Source organism: Xanthomonas bromi (assembly GCF_900092025.1).
GTDB classification, from domain to species: domain Bacteria; phylum Pseudomonadota; class Gammaproteobacteria; order Xanthomonadales; family Xanthomonadaceae; genus Xanthomonas; species Xanthomonas bromi.
Map to the genome: position 1 here is coordinate 1 of NZ_FLTX01000062.1, position 14,296 is coordinate 14,296.

The window sequence follows — 14,296 nt, forward strand, 5'->3', positions numbered from 1 at the left end:
AGATGTATGCGGAAGCCTGTTTAGTCGATGGTCCGGTTGCCTTGACCGTTTGCGGGACACGCCGTGAACCCTTCCACGGGTGCTCGGGCGGCATCCATGCCGCCAAGGGTCCTGCGACGGTGAGCGGGCCCCTGCAGCAAGTCTGCAGATCACCCTACCTACGACGCGCACAGCGAGTGAATGAAGTCGTTCTGTCGGTCGCTCCTACGAACCGGCGCGAAAACGCGTCGGCGAGCAGCCGGCGTGCCGCGCGAAGTACCGACTGAAATAGGCGGCGTCGAAAAATCCAAGGCTTGCGGCAATCTGTTGCACGCTCTGGCTGGTGTAACGCAGTGTGCGGCGTGCTTCCAGCATGATGCGGCGGTGCAGCAGCTGCAGTGCGGAGGCGCCAGCAAGGCGCTGGCACACCGCGTTGAGGTGACCGGGCGTTAATCCCAGTTGATCGGCATAGCGGGAAATCGGCCAATGGGTGCGGTAGTGCTGATCGATCAAACCTTGATAGGCGCGCAGATGGCGCAATGCGGGGTCTGCCTGTGGGCTGATCGCTGCGGCGTCCTGTGCGCGTTCCAGCGCGGTGCGGGCCATCCAGATCACCAGTTGCACCGCTGCGGCCTGCGCCGCTATGTCATGGCCGATCCGTCGGCGGGCGTGGTCCTCTGCAATGCCGCCGAACATCACATCCAGCCATCGACGCGCATGCTGCACCTGCACAACTGCCGGCGTGGTCAATACTTGGTGTAGTAACGGCGCCGCGTTCAGCGCAGTCCTGATCAGCGGCATGCACATGGTGATGACGTGCCCGCGCACTGCCGGGTCGAACGCAAAGCCATGCACGCAAAGCGGTGGAAGCCATGCCACGCTCGCGCCGCGCAGTCGTTGCGTGCGCCCATCCAGCTGCAGTGTCGCCGGACCGCGTTGTACGTAGACAAGTTGGGCCAAATCTTCGTGTCGATGCGGGACGATCTGCCAGTCGTGCAGCCGGCTGCGCGCGGCAATCGATTCCCAATGCAGCAACTCTGCGGCATCGGCATGTTGCTCGCCATACAGGCCGAAGGCAGGGACTGCAGCAGTGTCGGGGGCGGGTGTGGCCATCGTCGAAAAGTCCAAGGACTGCGCGCAATCATCCCTTCAATGCGCGGGCTTGGCTACCGACACTGCAGGCATCGCCATCCAGGCCAGGAGCAGTGCATGCGAACCCAGGTTGCGATCATCGGCGCCGGCCCATCGGGTTTGTTGCTGGGTGAACTGTTGCTGCGCGCCGACATCGACTGCGTCGTCGTCGAGCGGCAAACACCGCAGCATGTGCTGGCGCGTATCCGCGCCGGCGTGCTGGAGCAGGGCAGTGTGGAACTGCTCCAGCGTGCCGGCGTTGGCGAACGGCTGCAGCGCGAGGGTTTGTTGCATCACGGCTTCGAATTGTCGCTCGATGGCCAGCGCGAACGCATCGATCTGCTGCGCGGCTGTGGACGCGGCGTTACTGTCTATGGGCAGACCGAGGTCACCGCCGATCTGATGCAAGCGCGCCAGCGCAGCGGGGTACCCACCCACTACAACGCGCAGGACGTGGTCCTGTGCGATGTGGAAGGCGACGCGCCCGCTGTGGAGTTCACGCAGGACGGTCAACGCAAACGCATCGACTGCGACTACATCGTCGGCTGCGATGGCTATCACGGCATCAGCCGCGCCAGCATCCCCGCCGATCGCCTGTGTCTGTTCGAGCGCGTGTATCCGTTCGGTTGGCTGGGCGTGCTGGCCGACACGCCGCCGGTGCACGAAGAGCTGATCTACGCACGCCACCGGCGCGGGTTTGCGCTGTGTTCGATGCGTTCGCCCACCCGTACCCGCTATTACATCCAGGTGCCTGCGAGCGCGCAGGTGGATGCCTGGAGCGATCAGGCGTTCTGGGACGAGTTGCGTGCACGGCTTCCACCTGCGTTGGCGGCGCAGCTGGTGACTGGCGCATCGATCGAGAAGAGCATTGCACCGTTGCGCAGTTTCGTTGCCGAGCCGATGCAGTATGGCCGTCTGTTCCTGGCCGGTGATGCCGCGCATATCGTGCCGCCCACCGGTGCCAAGGGACTGAATCTGGCGCTGGGCGACGTCGGTCTGTTGGCGCAGCTGTTCGAACGTTGGAAGACAAGCGGCGATGCCGATGTATTGCAGCAGTATTCGGCGCTGGCCTTGCAGCGGGTGTGGAAGGCTGAACGTTTCTCGTGGTGGATGACCACGCTCCTGCACCGCTTCGACGACGAAGATGCATTCACTGCGCGGCTCCACGCAGCGGAGTTGGACTATCTGCTCGGGAGCGAGGCGGGTCGCGCGATGCTTGCGGAAAATTATGCCGGCCTCCCATTGGCCGTGCTGTCCGATTGAAATGCTGCGGATGCTTGCGTGATGGCTGACGCCGCGGAGACAATCCCCTTGAGTGTGGGCGGGTGATCCTACAGATGCGATGTCGCCCTCGCGCGATGCATACGATGAGAATGCGCTGCAGTGCTCCCACAAGACCGCTTGATCGCACGCGTCAGTCGTGCATCCGTTGCCGCCACTGCGGTCATCACACGATCGACGGCAACAGCCGGGCAATCTTGCGCACGGTGCAGCAGGACACTGGCTGCCCGCACGCAGGTGATGTTTTCCTCACCATTTGTTCGGCAAGTGCCCAGGTGCGCCTCCAGGCGGCTAGCGGGCGAGGGAACGCTACCGGTAGGGTGGCGATGACGCGTTGATGCAGCTGTGTGCAAGGACGCGTCCTTCCCCGCTCAACGGAGCACCGTGCTGGCACTCCCGCTTGAGCGCAATGCCATCCTCCACCCAGGAGTACCCCATGAAGAAGTTGCTCACCCGTGCCTTGCTATTGGTCGTGCTGGTAGCGCCAGCGGCTGCGTTCGCGCAGACCGCGGTGACTGCAAATCCCGATCATCAGAAGATGCTGCTCGGCTCCACGTCGTCTGAAACTGCCAACAAGCGACTGGTCTACGATTTCTGGCGCACCGTGTTCGAAGCTGGGCAAGTGCAGGACGCGCCGATGTACATGGACAAGAACTACATCCAGCACAATCCGAACGTGGCCAATGGGCGCGATGCGTTTATTGCCTTCCTGAGCGCGTTCGTGAAGCCAACGCCGGTGCAGCCGCGGGTGCAGTTGCCATTGGTGGCGATCACGGCCGACGGCGACCTGGTGACCCTGGTGTCGGTGCGCACCTTGTCCAATCCCAATAAGCCGGGCACCACCTACACCACCACCTGGTTCGATATGTTCCGGATCGAAAAAGGCCTGATCAAGGAACACTGGGACCCGGACACCATCGCCGGCCGTGCCAGCACCGGCGGCCAGTAACCACGGCTGCAGGCAGGGCTGCAATGCGCAGCCCTATCCTGCTTGGTAATGCAGTTGGTTGACCGATCTCGGTGCCCCCATGGCGGGCGCTGTCGTTTTGGCGACAGCTGTCAGCTGATGCGGAAACCCATTGTCGCTTCCACTGCCTGCTGCCAACCGGCGTACAACGCTTCGCGCCTGTCGTCGGCCATATCCGGTTCGAAGCGTCGACCCACTGCCCATTGCTTGGCGATCTCTTCGCGGCTGCTCCAGAACCCGGTGGCAAGCCCTGCGAGATAGGCCGCACCGAGCGCAGTGGTTTCGGCGACTTCCGGGCGTAGCACCGGCACGTTGAGAATGTCGCTTTGAAACTGCGCCATGAAGTCGTTGGCGATGGCGCCGCCGTCGGCACGCAGCTCCTTCAGTTCGATGCCGGAATCGCTCTGCATTGCGGTGAGCACGTCGCGGGTCTGGTAGGCCATCGATTCGACCGCCGCGCGCACGAAGTGTTCCTTGGTGGTGCCACGCGTCAGCCCGAACACCGCGCCGCGGATGTCGCTGCGCCAGTACGGCGCGCCCAGGCCGACGAAGGCCGGCACGATGTACACGCCGTCATTGTCGCCGGCACGCTCGGCGTAAGCCTGCGAATCGCTAGCCTTGCCCAACATGCGCAAGCCGTCGCGTAGCCACTGCACCACCGAGCCGGCAACGAAGATGGCGCCTTCCAGCGCGTATTCGACCTTGCCGTCGATGCCCCAGGCAATCGTGGTCAACAAACCGGCCTTGGAGGCCACCGCCTTGTCGCCGGTATTCATCAGCATGAAGCAGCCGGTGCCGTAGGTATTTTTCGCCATGCCCGGCTCGAAACACGCCTGGCCGAACAGCGCGGCTTGCTGGTCGCCGGCGATGCCGGCAATGGGCACCTGTTCGCCGTAGAAATACTGGGTCTGGGTCATGCCATAGACCTCGCTGGAGGAGCGCACTTCCGGCAGCATCTGCGCGGGCACGTCCAGCATGGCCAGCAGTTCGGCATCCCATTCCAGTGTGTGGATGTTGAACATCATGGTGCGCGAGGCATTGGTGTAATCGGTGACGTGCACCTTGCCGCCGCTGAGGTTCCAGATCAGCCAGCTGTCGATGGTGCCGAAAGCCAGCTCGCCGTTTTGCGCGCGTTCGCGTGCGCCTTCGACATGGTCCAGGATCCACTTGACCTTGGTGCCGGAAAAATACGCATCGATCAGCAGGCCGGTCTTGTCGCGCACCATTTGCTCATGCCCGGCTTCTTTCAGCTGGCTGCAGATGTCCTTGGTCTGTCGCGATTGCCACACGATGGCGTTGTAGATCGGCTGACCGGTGGCCTTGTCCCACACCACCGCGGTTTCGCGTTGATTGGTGATGCCGATGCCGGCGATCGCGCGCGCATCGATCTGCGCGTTGTTGAGCAGCTCGGTGATGGTGGTATAGACGCTGGTCATGATCTCGCGCGGATTGTGTTCCACCCAACCCGGCTGCGGAAAGATCTGGCCGAATTCGCGCTGCGCGACACCGGCTACCTTGCCCTGGCGATCGAACAACATCGCGCGCGAGCTGGTGGTGCCTTGATCGATCGCAAGGACGTACTGCTTTTCCATCGGAGATTCCTCGAACAATGCCGGCGTCGTCGCACGGCGAGAAAGGTCGGTGCAGGCGTGTGGCGACGCGTGGCCAATCATGATTCGGTCACTTACCCTGCGCGTTGTCAGAGTGATGCCTGGCTTAGCGCAACACCATCACGTCGGATCGAGCGGTTTCGCGCTGCCCTGCAGATGCCGCACGCGCGCCGGCAGGAACGGCAGGATCAGCCACTGATAGGCCAGCGCGCCGAGCGGTCCACCGATCAGCGGTCCAACGATCGGGATCCACCAATAGTTGTCCTTGGCAGGCAAGGCGGCCTCGCCCCAACCGGCAAAATAGGCGAACAGACGCGGGCCGAAGTCGCGCGCCGGGTTCATCGCCCAGGCTTCCAGATAGCCCATCGACGCGCCCAGCGTGGCGACCAGCAAGCCGATCATCAACGCGCCGGAATTTGCGGTCGGTGCGGCTTCGTTGAATTGCTCGGTGATGGCGAAGACGCCGAAGATCAAAAACGCCGTAATGATGATCTGATCGACCAGCGCATGCATCGGTGTGACCGCCAGCCCCGGTGCGGTGAAGAACACCCCGGCCGCGCCACCGGCTTCGCGGGTGAGTTGATGCAACTGGTTGAAGTGATCGATCACAGGCCCGTACAGCTGATAGACCAGGGCCGCGCCCAGGAAAGCGCCGATCACCTGCGCCACCCAGTACGGCAGCACTTTCTTCCAGGAAAAGTCGCGGAACAACGCAAGCGCCAGCGTCACCGCCGGATTGGCATGGGTACCGGACACCGAGCCGGTGACGTAGATGGCCAGCGTCACCGCCAGGCCCCAGGCAATGCACACGCCCCAATAAGCGTTTTGATACGGGCTGGGGTCGTACAGGATGTACATCGCCGCCACCGAATCACCGAGCGCGATGATGATGAACATCGCGACCGCTTCGGAGATCAACTCACCTACGAGTTGCCGGCTCATGCGCGCAGGCCTGCAGTGTCAATAACGCAAACAACAGGATGCGGCGCGCTTGCTGGCGCGCTGCGGTGGTTGGTGATGCTCATTTGGGGTGCCCTCCACGTGACTCGGGTGATGCTGGCTGATGCGCCGGACTGCGTTGCCGGACGACCCGTCCTCGCCGGCAATGCAGGGTGTTCAAGCAGACAAGACGTCTAGGTTCTGGACCGACTGCGTCTGAAGATAGTCTTCCAGGCGCTGCCGCCCGGCCGCATCGATCCGCAGGCCGAGCTTGCTGCGCCGCCACAGGATATCGTCGGCAGCCACCGCCCATTCGTGTTGGCGCAGGTAATCCACTTCGGCCTGATACAGATCCGCGCCGAAGTGCGTGCCCAGATCGGCCAGGCTCTGCGCATCGCCAAGCAATTGGTCGGCGCAGGTGCCGTAGTTGCGCACCAGCCGCTGTGCGGTCGCCGCCGGTAGCCAGGGGCGGGCGATGCTGACGCGTTCCAGCAGGCTGGCGATATCGCGCTGTTCGCCGCCGGGCAATGCCGCCCCACGCGCGGTCCACGCCGGCTTGCGGGTGCCCAGCGCGTGGGTGAGCCGGTCCACCGCTTCTTCGGCCAACTTGCGGTAGGTGGTCAGCTTGCCGCCGAACACGTTGAGCAGTGGCGCCCCCTCGGTGACCACCTCCAGGTGGTAATCGCGTGTCACTTCGGCCGCGTTGTCTTCGGCGTCGTCCAGCAACGGCCGGACGCCGCTATAGCTCCACACCACATCGGCGGGGGAGATCTGCTGTTGGAAATACAGGTTCACCGCATCGCACAGGTACTGCACCTCGGCCGCATCGATCTTTGGTTTGGCGGGGTCTGCTTCGTAATCCACATCGGTGGTGCCGATCAAGGTGAAGTCGTGCTCGTAAGGGATGGCGAACACGATGCGCCGGTCCGGTTGCTGGAAGATGTACGCGTGGTCGTGGTCGAACAGTTTGGGCACCACGAGATGGCTGCCCTTGACCAGCCGAAGTGCGTGCGCGTGCGGCACTGCGGCGACCTTGTCCAGGAACGACACTGCCCACGGGCCGGCGGCATTGGCCAGCGCGCGTGCCTGCACAGTGCGGCGGCGGCCATCGCGGTCTTCGAGCTCGGCGTACCAGAAGCCCGCATCGCGCCAGGCGCCGACACAGCGCGTGCGCGTGTGGATCTTGGCGCCGCGCTTGGCGGCGTCCATCGCATTGAGCACCACCAGCCGGGCGTCCTGCACCCACGCATCCGAATACACGAAGCCGGTGCGCAGCGACTCCTGCAGCGGTGCGCCGACCGGATGCGTACGCAGCGACAGCCGGCGCGAGCGCGGCAGGCTGCGCTTGCTGCCGCCCAGATGGTCGTACAGGAAGAGCCCGGCGCGGATCATCCACGCCGGGCGCAGATGCGGTTGGTGGGGCAGCAGGAAACGCAACGGCCAGATGATGTGCGGAGCCAGGCGCAACAGCACTTCGCGCTCGGCCAGCGCCTTGCCGACCAGCGCGAACTCGTACTGTTCCAGATAGCGCAGGCCGCCGTGGATGAGCTTGGTGCTGGCGCTGCTGGTATGCGCGGCCAAGTCGTCCTGCTCGCACAGGCACACCGACAGACCGCGCCCGGCCGCATCGCGGGCAATGCCGACCCCGTTGATGCCGCCGCCTACCACCAGAAGATCGTACATCTCGCCCATCGGTGCCTCCGTCCGGGCGCGCTACGTGAGCGAACCCAAGTTGTCATGTTCGAACATATTCGAACATCAAACCTTGCGGAGACGTGAAGATCCCTGCAGCCAACGCTACCGGCAAAAGACAGGTAATTTTCCCATCGATAATCTGATTCAGATCTAATTTATCTATGATTGAGCGACCATCTCGGGCATCCGCCTCGTCAAACGCTCAAAAACGAACATCGGGCTCAGTCGGTTCCGCCGACGTCCGCCAGATGCACCCGGGTGCCGGCCTCGGCCAGCACACTGGCCAGTTCCTTCGGCGGCGGCCGGTCGGTGAACCAGTCGTGCACCTGGGCGATCGCGCCCAGCCGCACCATGGCGTTGCGGCCGAACTTGCTGTGATCGGCAGCCAGCAGCACCTGCCGCGAGTGCTCGATGATGGCCTGCGCCACCCGTACTTCCTGATAATCGAAATCCAGCAGGGTGCCGTCCAGATCGATGCCGGAAATGCCGATCACCCCGAAGTCCACCTTGAACTGGCGGATCAACTCCACCGTCGCTTCACCGGTCACGCCCTGGTCGCGCCCACGCACCACGCCCCCGGCCACGATCACCTCGAAGCTGGGGTTGGCGCTGAGCATCACCGCCACGTTGAGGTTGTTGGTGATCACCCGCAGCCCGCGGTGCTGCAGCAACGCACGCGCGACTTCTTCGTTGGTGGTGCCGAGGTTGATGAACAGCGAGGCATCGTCGGGAATGAAACGCGCGACACGCGCGGCGATGTGCTGCTTTTCGCGGGCCTGGAGCGCCTTGCGCGCGGTGTAGGCTAGATTCTCCACGCTGGAGGGCATGCTGACGCCGCCGTGATAGCGACGCAGCACGCCGGCATCGCAGAGCAGGGTCAGATCGCGCCGGATGGTCTGTGGCGTCACCTCGAAGCGCGTCGCCAAGCCTTCCACCTCGGCAAAGCCCTGCTGCCGCACCAGCGCCACCAATTGTTCCTGGCGCGGGTTCAAGGCCGGCGCCGGGACAGTCCTGTAGTGAGTCGACTCCATGCGCAGATGATCGCGCATACGTGTGAGGATGCAAACACGGTTGCGCGCAAGCAATGGCGATCACGGCCTGGACCAACGCGCGCGCGTCGAACACGCGCTTGGCGAAAATGCCAACGTCGCCGCGATGCAGTCTTCGAGTGACCTTGCTACCGCGTTCTGTTACCCAGCAAATCGGCAAGGTCCCGGCAGGGATCACTGACGTCTGGCTGCACGGCATTGAAACGCCGGCGGCCAGCGGCCAGCGACGCGCAGCGATACGTCATCCGCTGGCCGACGATGGCGGCCAGGAACTGCAGCGCGGGTCGTCTCTAACGTCAGCCGCGCCAGCCAGGCGGTAAGCGCAGCCGACCTACTGTCTGCTCAGCCCAGATCGCGGCGATAGCCGGTATCGATGCTGATGCTGCCGCCCACCGCACGCGACACGCAGGCACAGAGCTTGCGATTTTCGCGGCGCTGTTCGTCGCTGAAGAACACGTCGCGGTGATCGATGTCGGCCGAGCTGTCCAGCACTTCCACCGCACACAGGCCGCATTCGCCGCGGCGGCACTCGGCGATCAACTCCACTCCGGCAACGGCCAGCGCGTCCAGCATCGATTCGTTTTCAGCCACCGGCACTTCCAGACCCAGCCCCGGTAACTTCACCACGAATGCCTGCGCCGGTACCCGCCCGCTATTGCCGAAGGTTTCGAAGTGCAGGCGCGCACGCGGCCGGCCGGCGGCGTGCCAGTGCTGGCGTACCGCTTCGAGCATGCCCAGCGGCCCGCAGACATACACCTCGGCATTGGGCGAGAGCCGCGCCAGTTCGGCAGCCAGATCGGGCCGGCCTGCGCTGTCGTCGCATTGCAGTTGCAGGCGCTCGCCCAGCAGCGCTTCCAGCGTGTCGACGTAGGCCATCGCGCTGCGCGAGCGGCCGGCGTACAGCAGACGAAACGCCGGGTGGCGGCGCGCCAGCCGCTGGGCCATGCCGATGATCGGCGTGATGCCGATACCGCCGGCGATCAGCAGGATTTCCTCGCCGCTTTCATCCAACGGGAAGTTGTTGTTGGGCGGCGACATCTCCACCACATCGCCCGGCGCGAGCGTCCACATATGCAGCGAGCCGCCGCGGCTGTCCGGCATCTGCCGCACCGCAATCTGGAAGTACCCATCGGCGCGCGGTTCGCCGACCAACGAATACGAGCGCACATCGTCGCGACCATGCAACTGCAGGCGAAAATCCACATGACTACCGACCTCGAAGCTGCGCGCGGCGGTGCCGGGATCGAGCACGATTTCGCGCACGCCAGGGCAGGCATCGGTAGTGCTGACGACGCGGGCGCGGTGCCACTGGGTGTCTTTACGCATGAAGGGCTCCAGGCAATGAGGCATGCCGGCCTGTGCCGGCAGTCGTGGCGCTGCAATGAGTCGCTGTGATCGATGGCAGGGTTGTCCGCATCCGACGTGCTCAGCCGACCATGCGCAGCGACAGGTCCTGCGCGCGTTGCTCCTGCGCGATCAGGCGGTCGATCACGCGCCGCGCCCACATCCCGCCGGCATCGACGTTGAGGTTGTAGAAGGCGTGATCCGGATGCGCGTCGATCGCGCGCTGCTGCGCTTCCAGCACCGCTTCGTCTTCACCGAACACGCCCGTCACGCCTTCGCGCGTAAGCGTGGTCAGCGACTGGTCGTGCAGCGCGTAGTTGCGCATGAACGCCCAGAAGTAATGGCAGGTGGTGTCGGTTTCGGGGGTGATGGTGTTGAGCACGTACCCATTGACCCCCTGGCTGCGGTCCCCCTCCGGTGCGCCGGTGCCGGCAATGGCCACGCCCACGTCGATGGCGATGGTGCCGGGCGCCTCGAAATGGATGATCTGCCAGCGATCGACCTTGCCGCGATAGTCCAGATGGCGGGCGATCTGCCCGGCCCAGAACGGCGGTGCGTCGATATTGCGCATCCAGCGCGAGACGGTGACGCCGCGATCGCCGTGCACCACATCGAATGGCGCTTCGGCCACTTCGTCCTGGCCGATGCTGGAGCCGTGCACGAAGGTCTCGTGGGTCAGGTCCATCAGGTTGTCCAGCACCAGCCGGTAGTCGCACTTGGCGTAGATGGTGCGGCCGTCGCCGGCCCAGGCCGGGTCGTGCGACCAGTGCAGATCGGGAATCAGGCGGGTATCGGCCTTGGCCGGGTCGCCTGGCCAGATCCACACATAGCGGTGCTTTTCGGCAACCGGAAAGCTACGCACGCATGCCGACGGGTTGATGGTTTCCTGCGAGGGCATGTGCACGCAGCGCCCCTGCGTGTTGTAGACCAGCCCGTGATAGCCACACACCACGTCGTCGCCACGCAGCTTGCCCATCGATAAGGGCACCAGCCGGTGCCAGCACGCGTCTTCGAGCGCGACCAACGCACCGGCGGTAGTGCGGTAGACCACCACGTCGAGGTTGCAGATCTTGCGCGGGCTCAGCGCGTGCTTGATCTCATGGTCCCAGGCGACGGCATACCACGCGTTGAGAGGGAAGAGCGGCTTGGACTGCGACATGACCGTGACTCCTGGATGTGTAGGCAACCTGGATGCGACGCGGCATGCGCCGGTCGGCAGCGAGTTGACGCGCATGGCAACGCTGGCGTCTGCTTGCGAGCGAGGTTATGTATACACCGGAAACAATATGTGAAGAATTACTGCCCTGTCGAAATTGTGCGAATATCGATTTAATCAGCCGATTATCGGATTGACCGGCCCGTCGGCTGCGCCTACCGTGACCGCACGCTCGCTGTGCTGGAAGGTAACCCAATGGCCGAAATCGTCACTCTCGCGGACGCGGTGTCGCAGCTGGTCGCCGATGGCGATTGCGTGGCGATGGAAGGCTTCACCCACCTGATTCCGCATGCGGCCGGGCACGAGGTCATTCGCCAACGCAAGCGCGACCTGCGCCTGGTGCGCATGACCCCCGACCTGATCTACGACCAGTTGATCGGCGCCGGTTGCGCAGCGGCGTTGCGCTTTTCCTGGGGCGGCAATCCGGGGGTTGGGTCGTTGCACCGTCTGCGCGATGCGGTGGAACACGCCTGGCCGCAGCCGTTGCAGATTCGCGAACACAGCCATGCCGACATGGCCAATGCCTACGTGGCGGGTGCATCGGGTCTGCCGTTTGCGGTGCTGCGCGGGTATGTCGGTTCGGATCTGCCACGCGTCAACGACAGCATCAAGTTCCTGCAGTGCCCGTACACCGGCGAAACGCTGGCCACCTCGCCGGCAGTCAATCCCGATGTCACCGTGATCCACGCCCAGCGGGCCGACCGCCGCGGCAACGTGTTGCTGTGGGGCATTCTGGGCGTGCAGAAGGAAGCGGCGCTGGCAGCGCGCAAGGTGATCGTGACGGTCGAAGAGATCGTCGACACCCTCGACGCGCCGCCCAATGCCTGCATCCTGCCACGCTGGGTGGTCGATGCGGTCTGCCTTGTTCCCGGTGGCGCTGCGCCGTCTTACGCGCACGGCTACTACGCGCGAGACAACCGCTTCTATCTGGCCTGGGATGCGATCGCGCGCGATCGCGCGCGCTTTCAGGCATGGATCCAGACGCATATTCTCGATACCGACGATTTCGCCGGTTTTCAGCGTGTTTATGCACAGTCGCAGCAGCAGGTGGCCGCATGAGCGCCTACAGCACCAACGAGATGATGACGGTGGCCGCCGCACGCCGCCTGCCCGATGGCGCGGTGTGTTTCGTCGGCATCGGGTTGCCGTCCACTGCCGCGAATCTGGCCCGGCTCACGCATGCGCCCGATGTCACCTTGATCTATGAATCCGGCCCCATCGGTGCGCGCCCGCAGGTGCTGCCGTTATCGATCGGCGACGGCGAGCTGGCCGAGACCGCCGACACCGTGGTGTCGACGCCGGAGATCTTCCGCTACTGGCTGCAGGGCGGGCGCGTGGATGTGGGCTTTCTGGGCGCGGCGCAGATCGATCGCCACGCCAACCTCAACACCACCGTGATTGGCTCCTACGATGCGCCCAAGACACGCCTGCCGGGCGCCGGCGGCGCGCCGGAGATTGCGGCCAGCGCCAAACAGGTCTTCATCATCATTCGCCAATCCAAACGCAGTTTCGTTCCGACGCTCGACTTCATCACCACGGTCGGGCATCTGGACGGTGGCGATGCGCGCGCGCGCGCCGGCCTGCCCGGCGCCGGCCCCACCGTGGTCGTTACCGATTTGTGCGTGATGGAGCCTGACCCCGTGACCCGCGAACTCACCGTGACGTCGCTGCACCCCGGAACGACACGCGAGCAGGTCAGCGCGGCGACCAGTTGGCCGATCCGGTTCGCCGCCGACCTCGCGCAGACAACGCCGCCCAGCCCCAGCGAGCTGGACGCATTGCGCGCGCTGCAGGCACGCACCGATGCAGCGCATGGTGCCCAGGCAGCGGGAGCGGAGGCATGAGCGAGGTGTATCTGATCGATGGCATCCGCACGCCGATCGGCCGTTACGGTGGTGCCTTGTCCAGCGTGCGCGCCGATGACCTGGGTGCGGTGCCGATCGCCGCGCTGCTGGCGCGGCAGCCGCAGCTGGAGCCGGCCGCAATCGACGAGGTCTACCTGGGCTGCGCCAACCAGGCCGGTGAAGACAATCGCAATGTCGCGCGCATGAGTCTGTTGCTGGCCGGCTTACCCTCTTCGGTGCCGGGCAGTACGCTCAACCGTCTGTGCGGTTCGGGGCTGGACGCGATCGGCACGGTGGCGCGCGGCATCCGCGCCGACGAACTGGGTCTTGCGATTGCCGGTGGTGTCGAATCGATGTCGCGCGCGCCGTGGGTGATGGGCAAGGCCGACAGCGCTTTCGCCCGCACCCAGCAACTGGAAGACACCACCATGGGCTGGCGCTTCATCAATCCCCGCCTGCAGGCCGCCTATGGCACCGAATTGATGGGCGAGACCGCCGAAAATGTCGCGCAGCGATATGCCATCGCGCGCGAAGATCAGGATGCATTTGCACTGCGCAGCCAGCAGCGCGTGGCGGCAGCGCAAGCGTCCGGTTTTTTCGATGGAGAAATTACCTCGGTGGCAGTGGCCGCGCGCAAGGGCGGCGATGCCAGCACTGTCGAATACGATGAGGCGCCGCGGCCCAACACCACGGCCGAGATGTTGGCCAAGCTCAAACCGGTGTTTCGTCAACCCGGCACCGTGACGGCAGGCAATGCCTCCGGTCTCAACGATGGCGCCGCCGCCTTGCTGTTGGCCTCTGCGCAGGCCGTGCAGGCGCATCGCTTGACGCCGCGCGCGCGGGTGCTCGGGTTCGCATCGGCGGGTGTGGAGCCGGCGTTCATGGGCATCGGCCCGGTGCCGGCCATCCAGCGCCTGCTGACGCGCTTGAACGTGCGCATCGAGCAGTTCGATGCAATCGAGCTCAATGAGGCCTTTGCTGCGCAGGCGCTGGCCTGCACGCGCGCATTCGGGCTGGCCGACGATGCCGAACACGTCAATGCCAACGGTGGTGCCATCGCACTGGGGCATCCGCTCGGCATGAGCGGTGCGCGGCTGGTGCTGACCCTGCTGCGGCAGCTGGAAGCCGGCAACGGGCGGCTCGGGCTGGCCAGTATGTGCATCGGGGTGGGGCAGGGCGTGGCACTGGCGATCGAGCGCCTGTGAGCCAGCGAGTGCAACCAACCCTCTCACCGCAAAACA

Annotated in this window: 12 protein-coding genes; 5 read left to right on the forward strand and 7 right to left on the reverse strand. The window is 64.7% G+C overall.

All coding sequences use genetic code 11. The features are described 5' to 3' along the window. Window positions 1-204: 204 nt before the first annotated feature. Window positions 205-1,092: a helix-turn-helix domain-containing protein gene (locus tag XBLMG947_RS17610; protein ID WP_065469898.1), complete on the reverse strand. Its 888-nt coding sequence runs from the start codon at window positions 1,090-1,092 to the stop codon at window positions 205-207. A 96-nt stretch (window positions 1,093-1,188) separates the two neighbouring features. Between XBLMG947_RS17610 and pobA the strand changes: the two genes are divergently transcribed. Continuing rightward, a complete protein-coding gene (gene pobA, locus XBLMG947_RS17615) occupies window positions 1,189-2,373 on the forward strand; it encodes a 4-hydroxybenzoate 3-monooxygenase (RefSeq protein ID WP_065469899.1) in 1,185 nt (394 codons plus the stop codon). A 454-nt stretch (window positions 2,374-2,827) separates the two neighbouring features. Next, window positions 2,828-3,340 carry a nuclear transport factor 2 family protein gene (locus tag XBLMG947_RS17620; protein ID WP_065469900.1) on the forward strand — a complete coding sequence of 171 codons (513 nt, stop codon included), beginning with the start codon at window positions 2,828-2,830 and terminating at the stop codon, window positions 3,338-3,340. Between the two features lie 110 nt (window positions 3,341-3,450). On the opposite strand, the gene glpK is transcribed toward XBLMG947_RS17620, so the two are convergent. The 6 genes from glpK to XBLMG947_RS17650 form a co-directional block, all read right to left on the reverse strand. Beyond that, the gene (gene glpK, locus XBLMG947_RS17625; RefSeq protein ID WP_065469901.1) at window positions 3,451-4,950 is read right to left on the reverse strand and encodes a glycerol kinase GlpK; all 1,500 of its coding nucleotides are present in this window, start codon (window positions 4,948-4,950) and stop codon (window positions 3,451-3,453) included. A 138-nt stretch (window positions 4,951-5,088) separates the two neighbouring features. Further along, window positions 5,089-5,910 (reverse strand): MIP/aquaporin family protein, encoded by an 822-nt coding sequence (locus XBLMG947_RS17630; RefSeq protein WP_065469902.1) that lies wholly within the window; start codon window positions 5,908-5,910, stop codon window positions 5,089-5,091. A gap of 174 nt (window positions 5,911-6,084) precedes the next feature. Then, complete coding sequence (glpD, locus tag XBLMG947_RS17635; protein ID WP_065469903.1) at window positions 6,085-7,599, reverse strand: glycerol-3-phosphate dehydrogenase; 1,515 nt, start codon at window positions 7,597-7,599, stop codon at window positions 6,085-6,087. 224 nt (window positions 7,600-7,823) lie between these two features. After that, complete coding sequence (locus XBLMG947_RS17640) at window positions 7,824-8,651, reverse strand: DeoR/GlpR family DNA-binding transcription regulator (RefSeq protein WP_065469904.1); 828 nt, start codon at window positions 8,649-8,651, stop codon at window positions 7,824-7,826. Window positions 8,652-8,993: 342 nt separating this feature from the next. Further along, window positions 8,994-9,977, reverse strand: coding sequence for a PDR/VanB family oxidoreductase (locus tag XBLMG947_RS17645; RefSeq protein WP_065469905.1), 984 nt, complete (start codon window positions 9,975-9,977; stop codon window positions 8,994-8,996). 100 nt (window positions 9,978-10,077) lie between these two features. Beyond that, window positions 10,078-11,154 carry an aromatic ring-hydroxylating dioxygenase subunit alpha gene (locus tag XBLMG947_RS17650; RefSeq protein WP_065469906.1) on the reverse strand — a complete coding sequence of 359 codons (1,077 nt, stop codon included), beginning with the start codon at window positions 11,152-11,154 and terminating at the stop codon, window positions 10,078-10,080. Between the two features lie 252 nt (window positions 11,155-11,406). On the opposite strand from XBLMG947_RS17650, the gene XBLMG947_RS17655 reads away from it, so the two are divergent. Genes XBLMG947_RS17655 through pcaF form a run of 3 tightly spaced genes read left to right on the forward strand, consistent with a single transcriptional unit; the run spans window position 11,407 to window position 14,260 of the window. Then, complete coding sequence (locus XBLMG947_RS17655) at window positions 11,407-12,270, forward strand: CoA transferase subunit A (RefSeq protein ID WP_065469907.1); 864 nt, start codon at window positions 11,407-11,409, stop codon at window positions 12,268-12,270. After that, on the forward strand, window positions 12,267-13,055 hold the full coding sequence (locus tag XBLMG947_RS17660; protein ID WP_065469908.1) for a CoA-transferase subunit beta: 789 nt from the start codon (window positions 12,267-12,269) through the stop codon (window positions 13,053-13,055). The genes XBLMG947_RS17655 and XBLMG947_RS17660 overlap by 4 nt, the downstream gene beginning before the upstream one ends. Next, window positions 13,052-14,260: a 3-oxoadipyl-CoA thiolase gene (gene pcaF, locus XBLMG947_RS17665; RefSeq protein WP_065469909.1), complete on the forward strand. Its 1,209-nt coding sequence runs from the start codon at window positions 13,052-13,054 to the stop codon at window positions 14,258-14,260. The genes XBLMG947_RS17660 and pcaF overlap by 4 nt, the downstream gene beginning before the upstream one ends. The last annotated feature ends 36 nt before the right edge of the window (window positions 14,261-14,296 follow it).

Bases quoted from the DNA above. Each gene is read 5' to 3' on its own strand.
- XBLMG947_RS17610 (WP_065469898.1), bottom strand. From the start codon at position 1,092: ATGGCCACACCCGCCCCCGACACTGCTGCAGTCCCTGCCTTCGGCCTG.
- glpD (WP_065469903.1), bottom strand. From the start codon at position 7,599: ATGGGCGAGATGTACGATCTTCTGGTGGTAGGCGGCGGCATCAACGGG.
- pcaF (WP_065469909.1), top strand. From the start codon at position 13,052: ATGAGCGAGGTGTATCTGATCGATGGCATCCGCACGCCGATCGGCCGT.
- pobA (WP_065469899.1), top strand. From the start codon at position 1,189: ATGCGAACCCAGGTTGCGATCATCGGCGCCGGCCCATCGGGTTTGTTG.
- XBLMG947_RS17645 (WP_065469905.1), bottom strand. From the start codon at position 9,977: ATGCGTAAAGACACCCAGTGGCACCGCGCCCGCGTCGTCAGCACTACC.
- XBLMG947_RS17660 (WP_065469908.1), top strand. From the start codon at position 12,267: ATGAGCGCCTACAGCACCAACGAGATGATGACGGTGGCCGCCGCACGC.
- XBLMG947_RS17630 (WP_065469902.1), bottom strand. From the start codon at position 5,910: ATGAGCCGGCAACTCGTAGGTGAGTTGATCTCCGAAGCGGTCGCGATG.
- XBLMG947_RS17620 (WP_065469900.1), top strand. From the start codon at position 2,828: ATGAAGAAGTTGCTCACCCGTGCCTTGCTATTGGTCGTGCTGGTAGCG.
- glpK (WP_065469901.1), bottom strand. From the start codon at position 4,950: ATGGAAAAGCAGTACGTCCTTGCGATCGATCAAGGCACCACCAGCTCG.
- XBLMG947_RS17650 (WP_065469906.1), bottom strand. From the start codon at position 11,154: ATGTCGCAGTCCAAGCCGCTCTTCCCTCTCAACGCGTGGTATGCCGTC.
- XBLMG947_RS17655 (WP_065469907.1), top strand. From the start codon at position 11,407: ATGGCCGAAATCGTCACTCTCGCGGACGCGGTGTCGCAGCTGGTCGCC.
- XBLMG947_RS17640 (WP_065469904.1), bottom strand. From the start codon at position 8,651: ATGCGCGATCATCTGCGCATGGAGTCGACTCACTACAGGACTGTCCCG.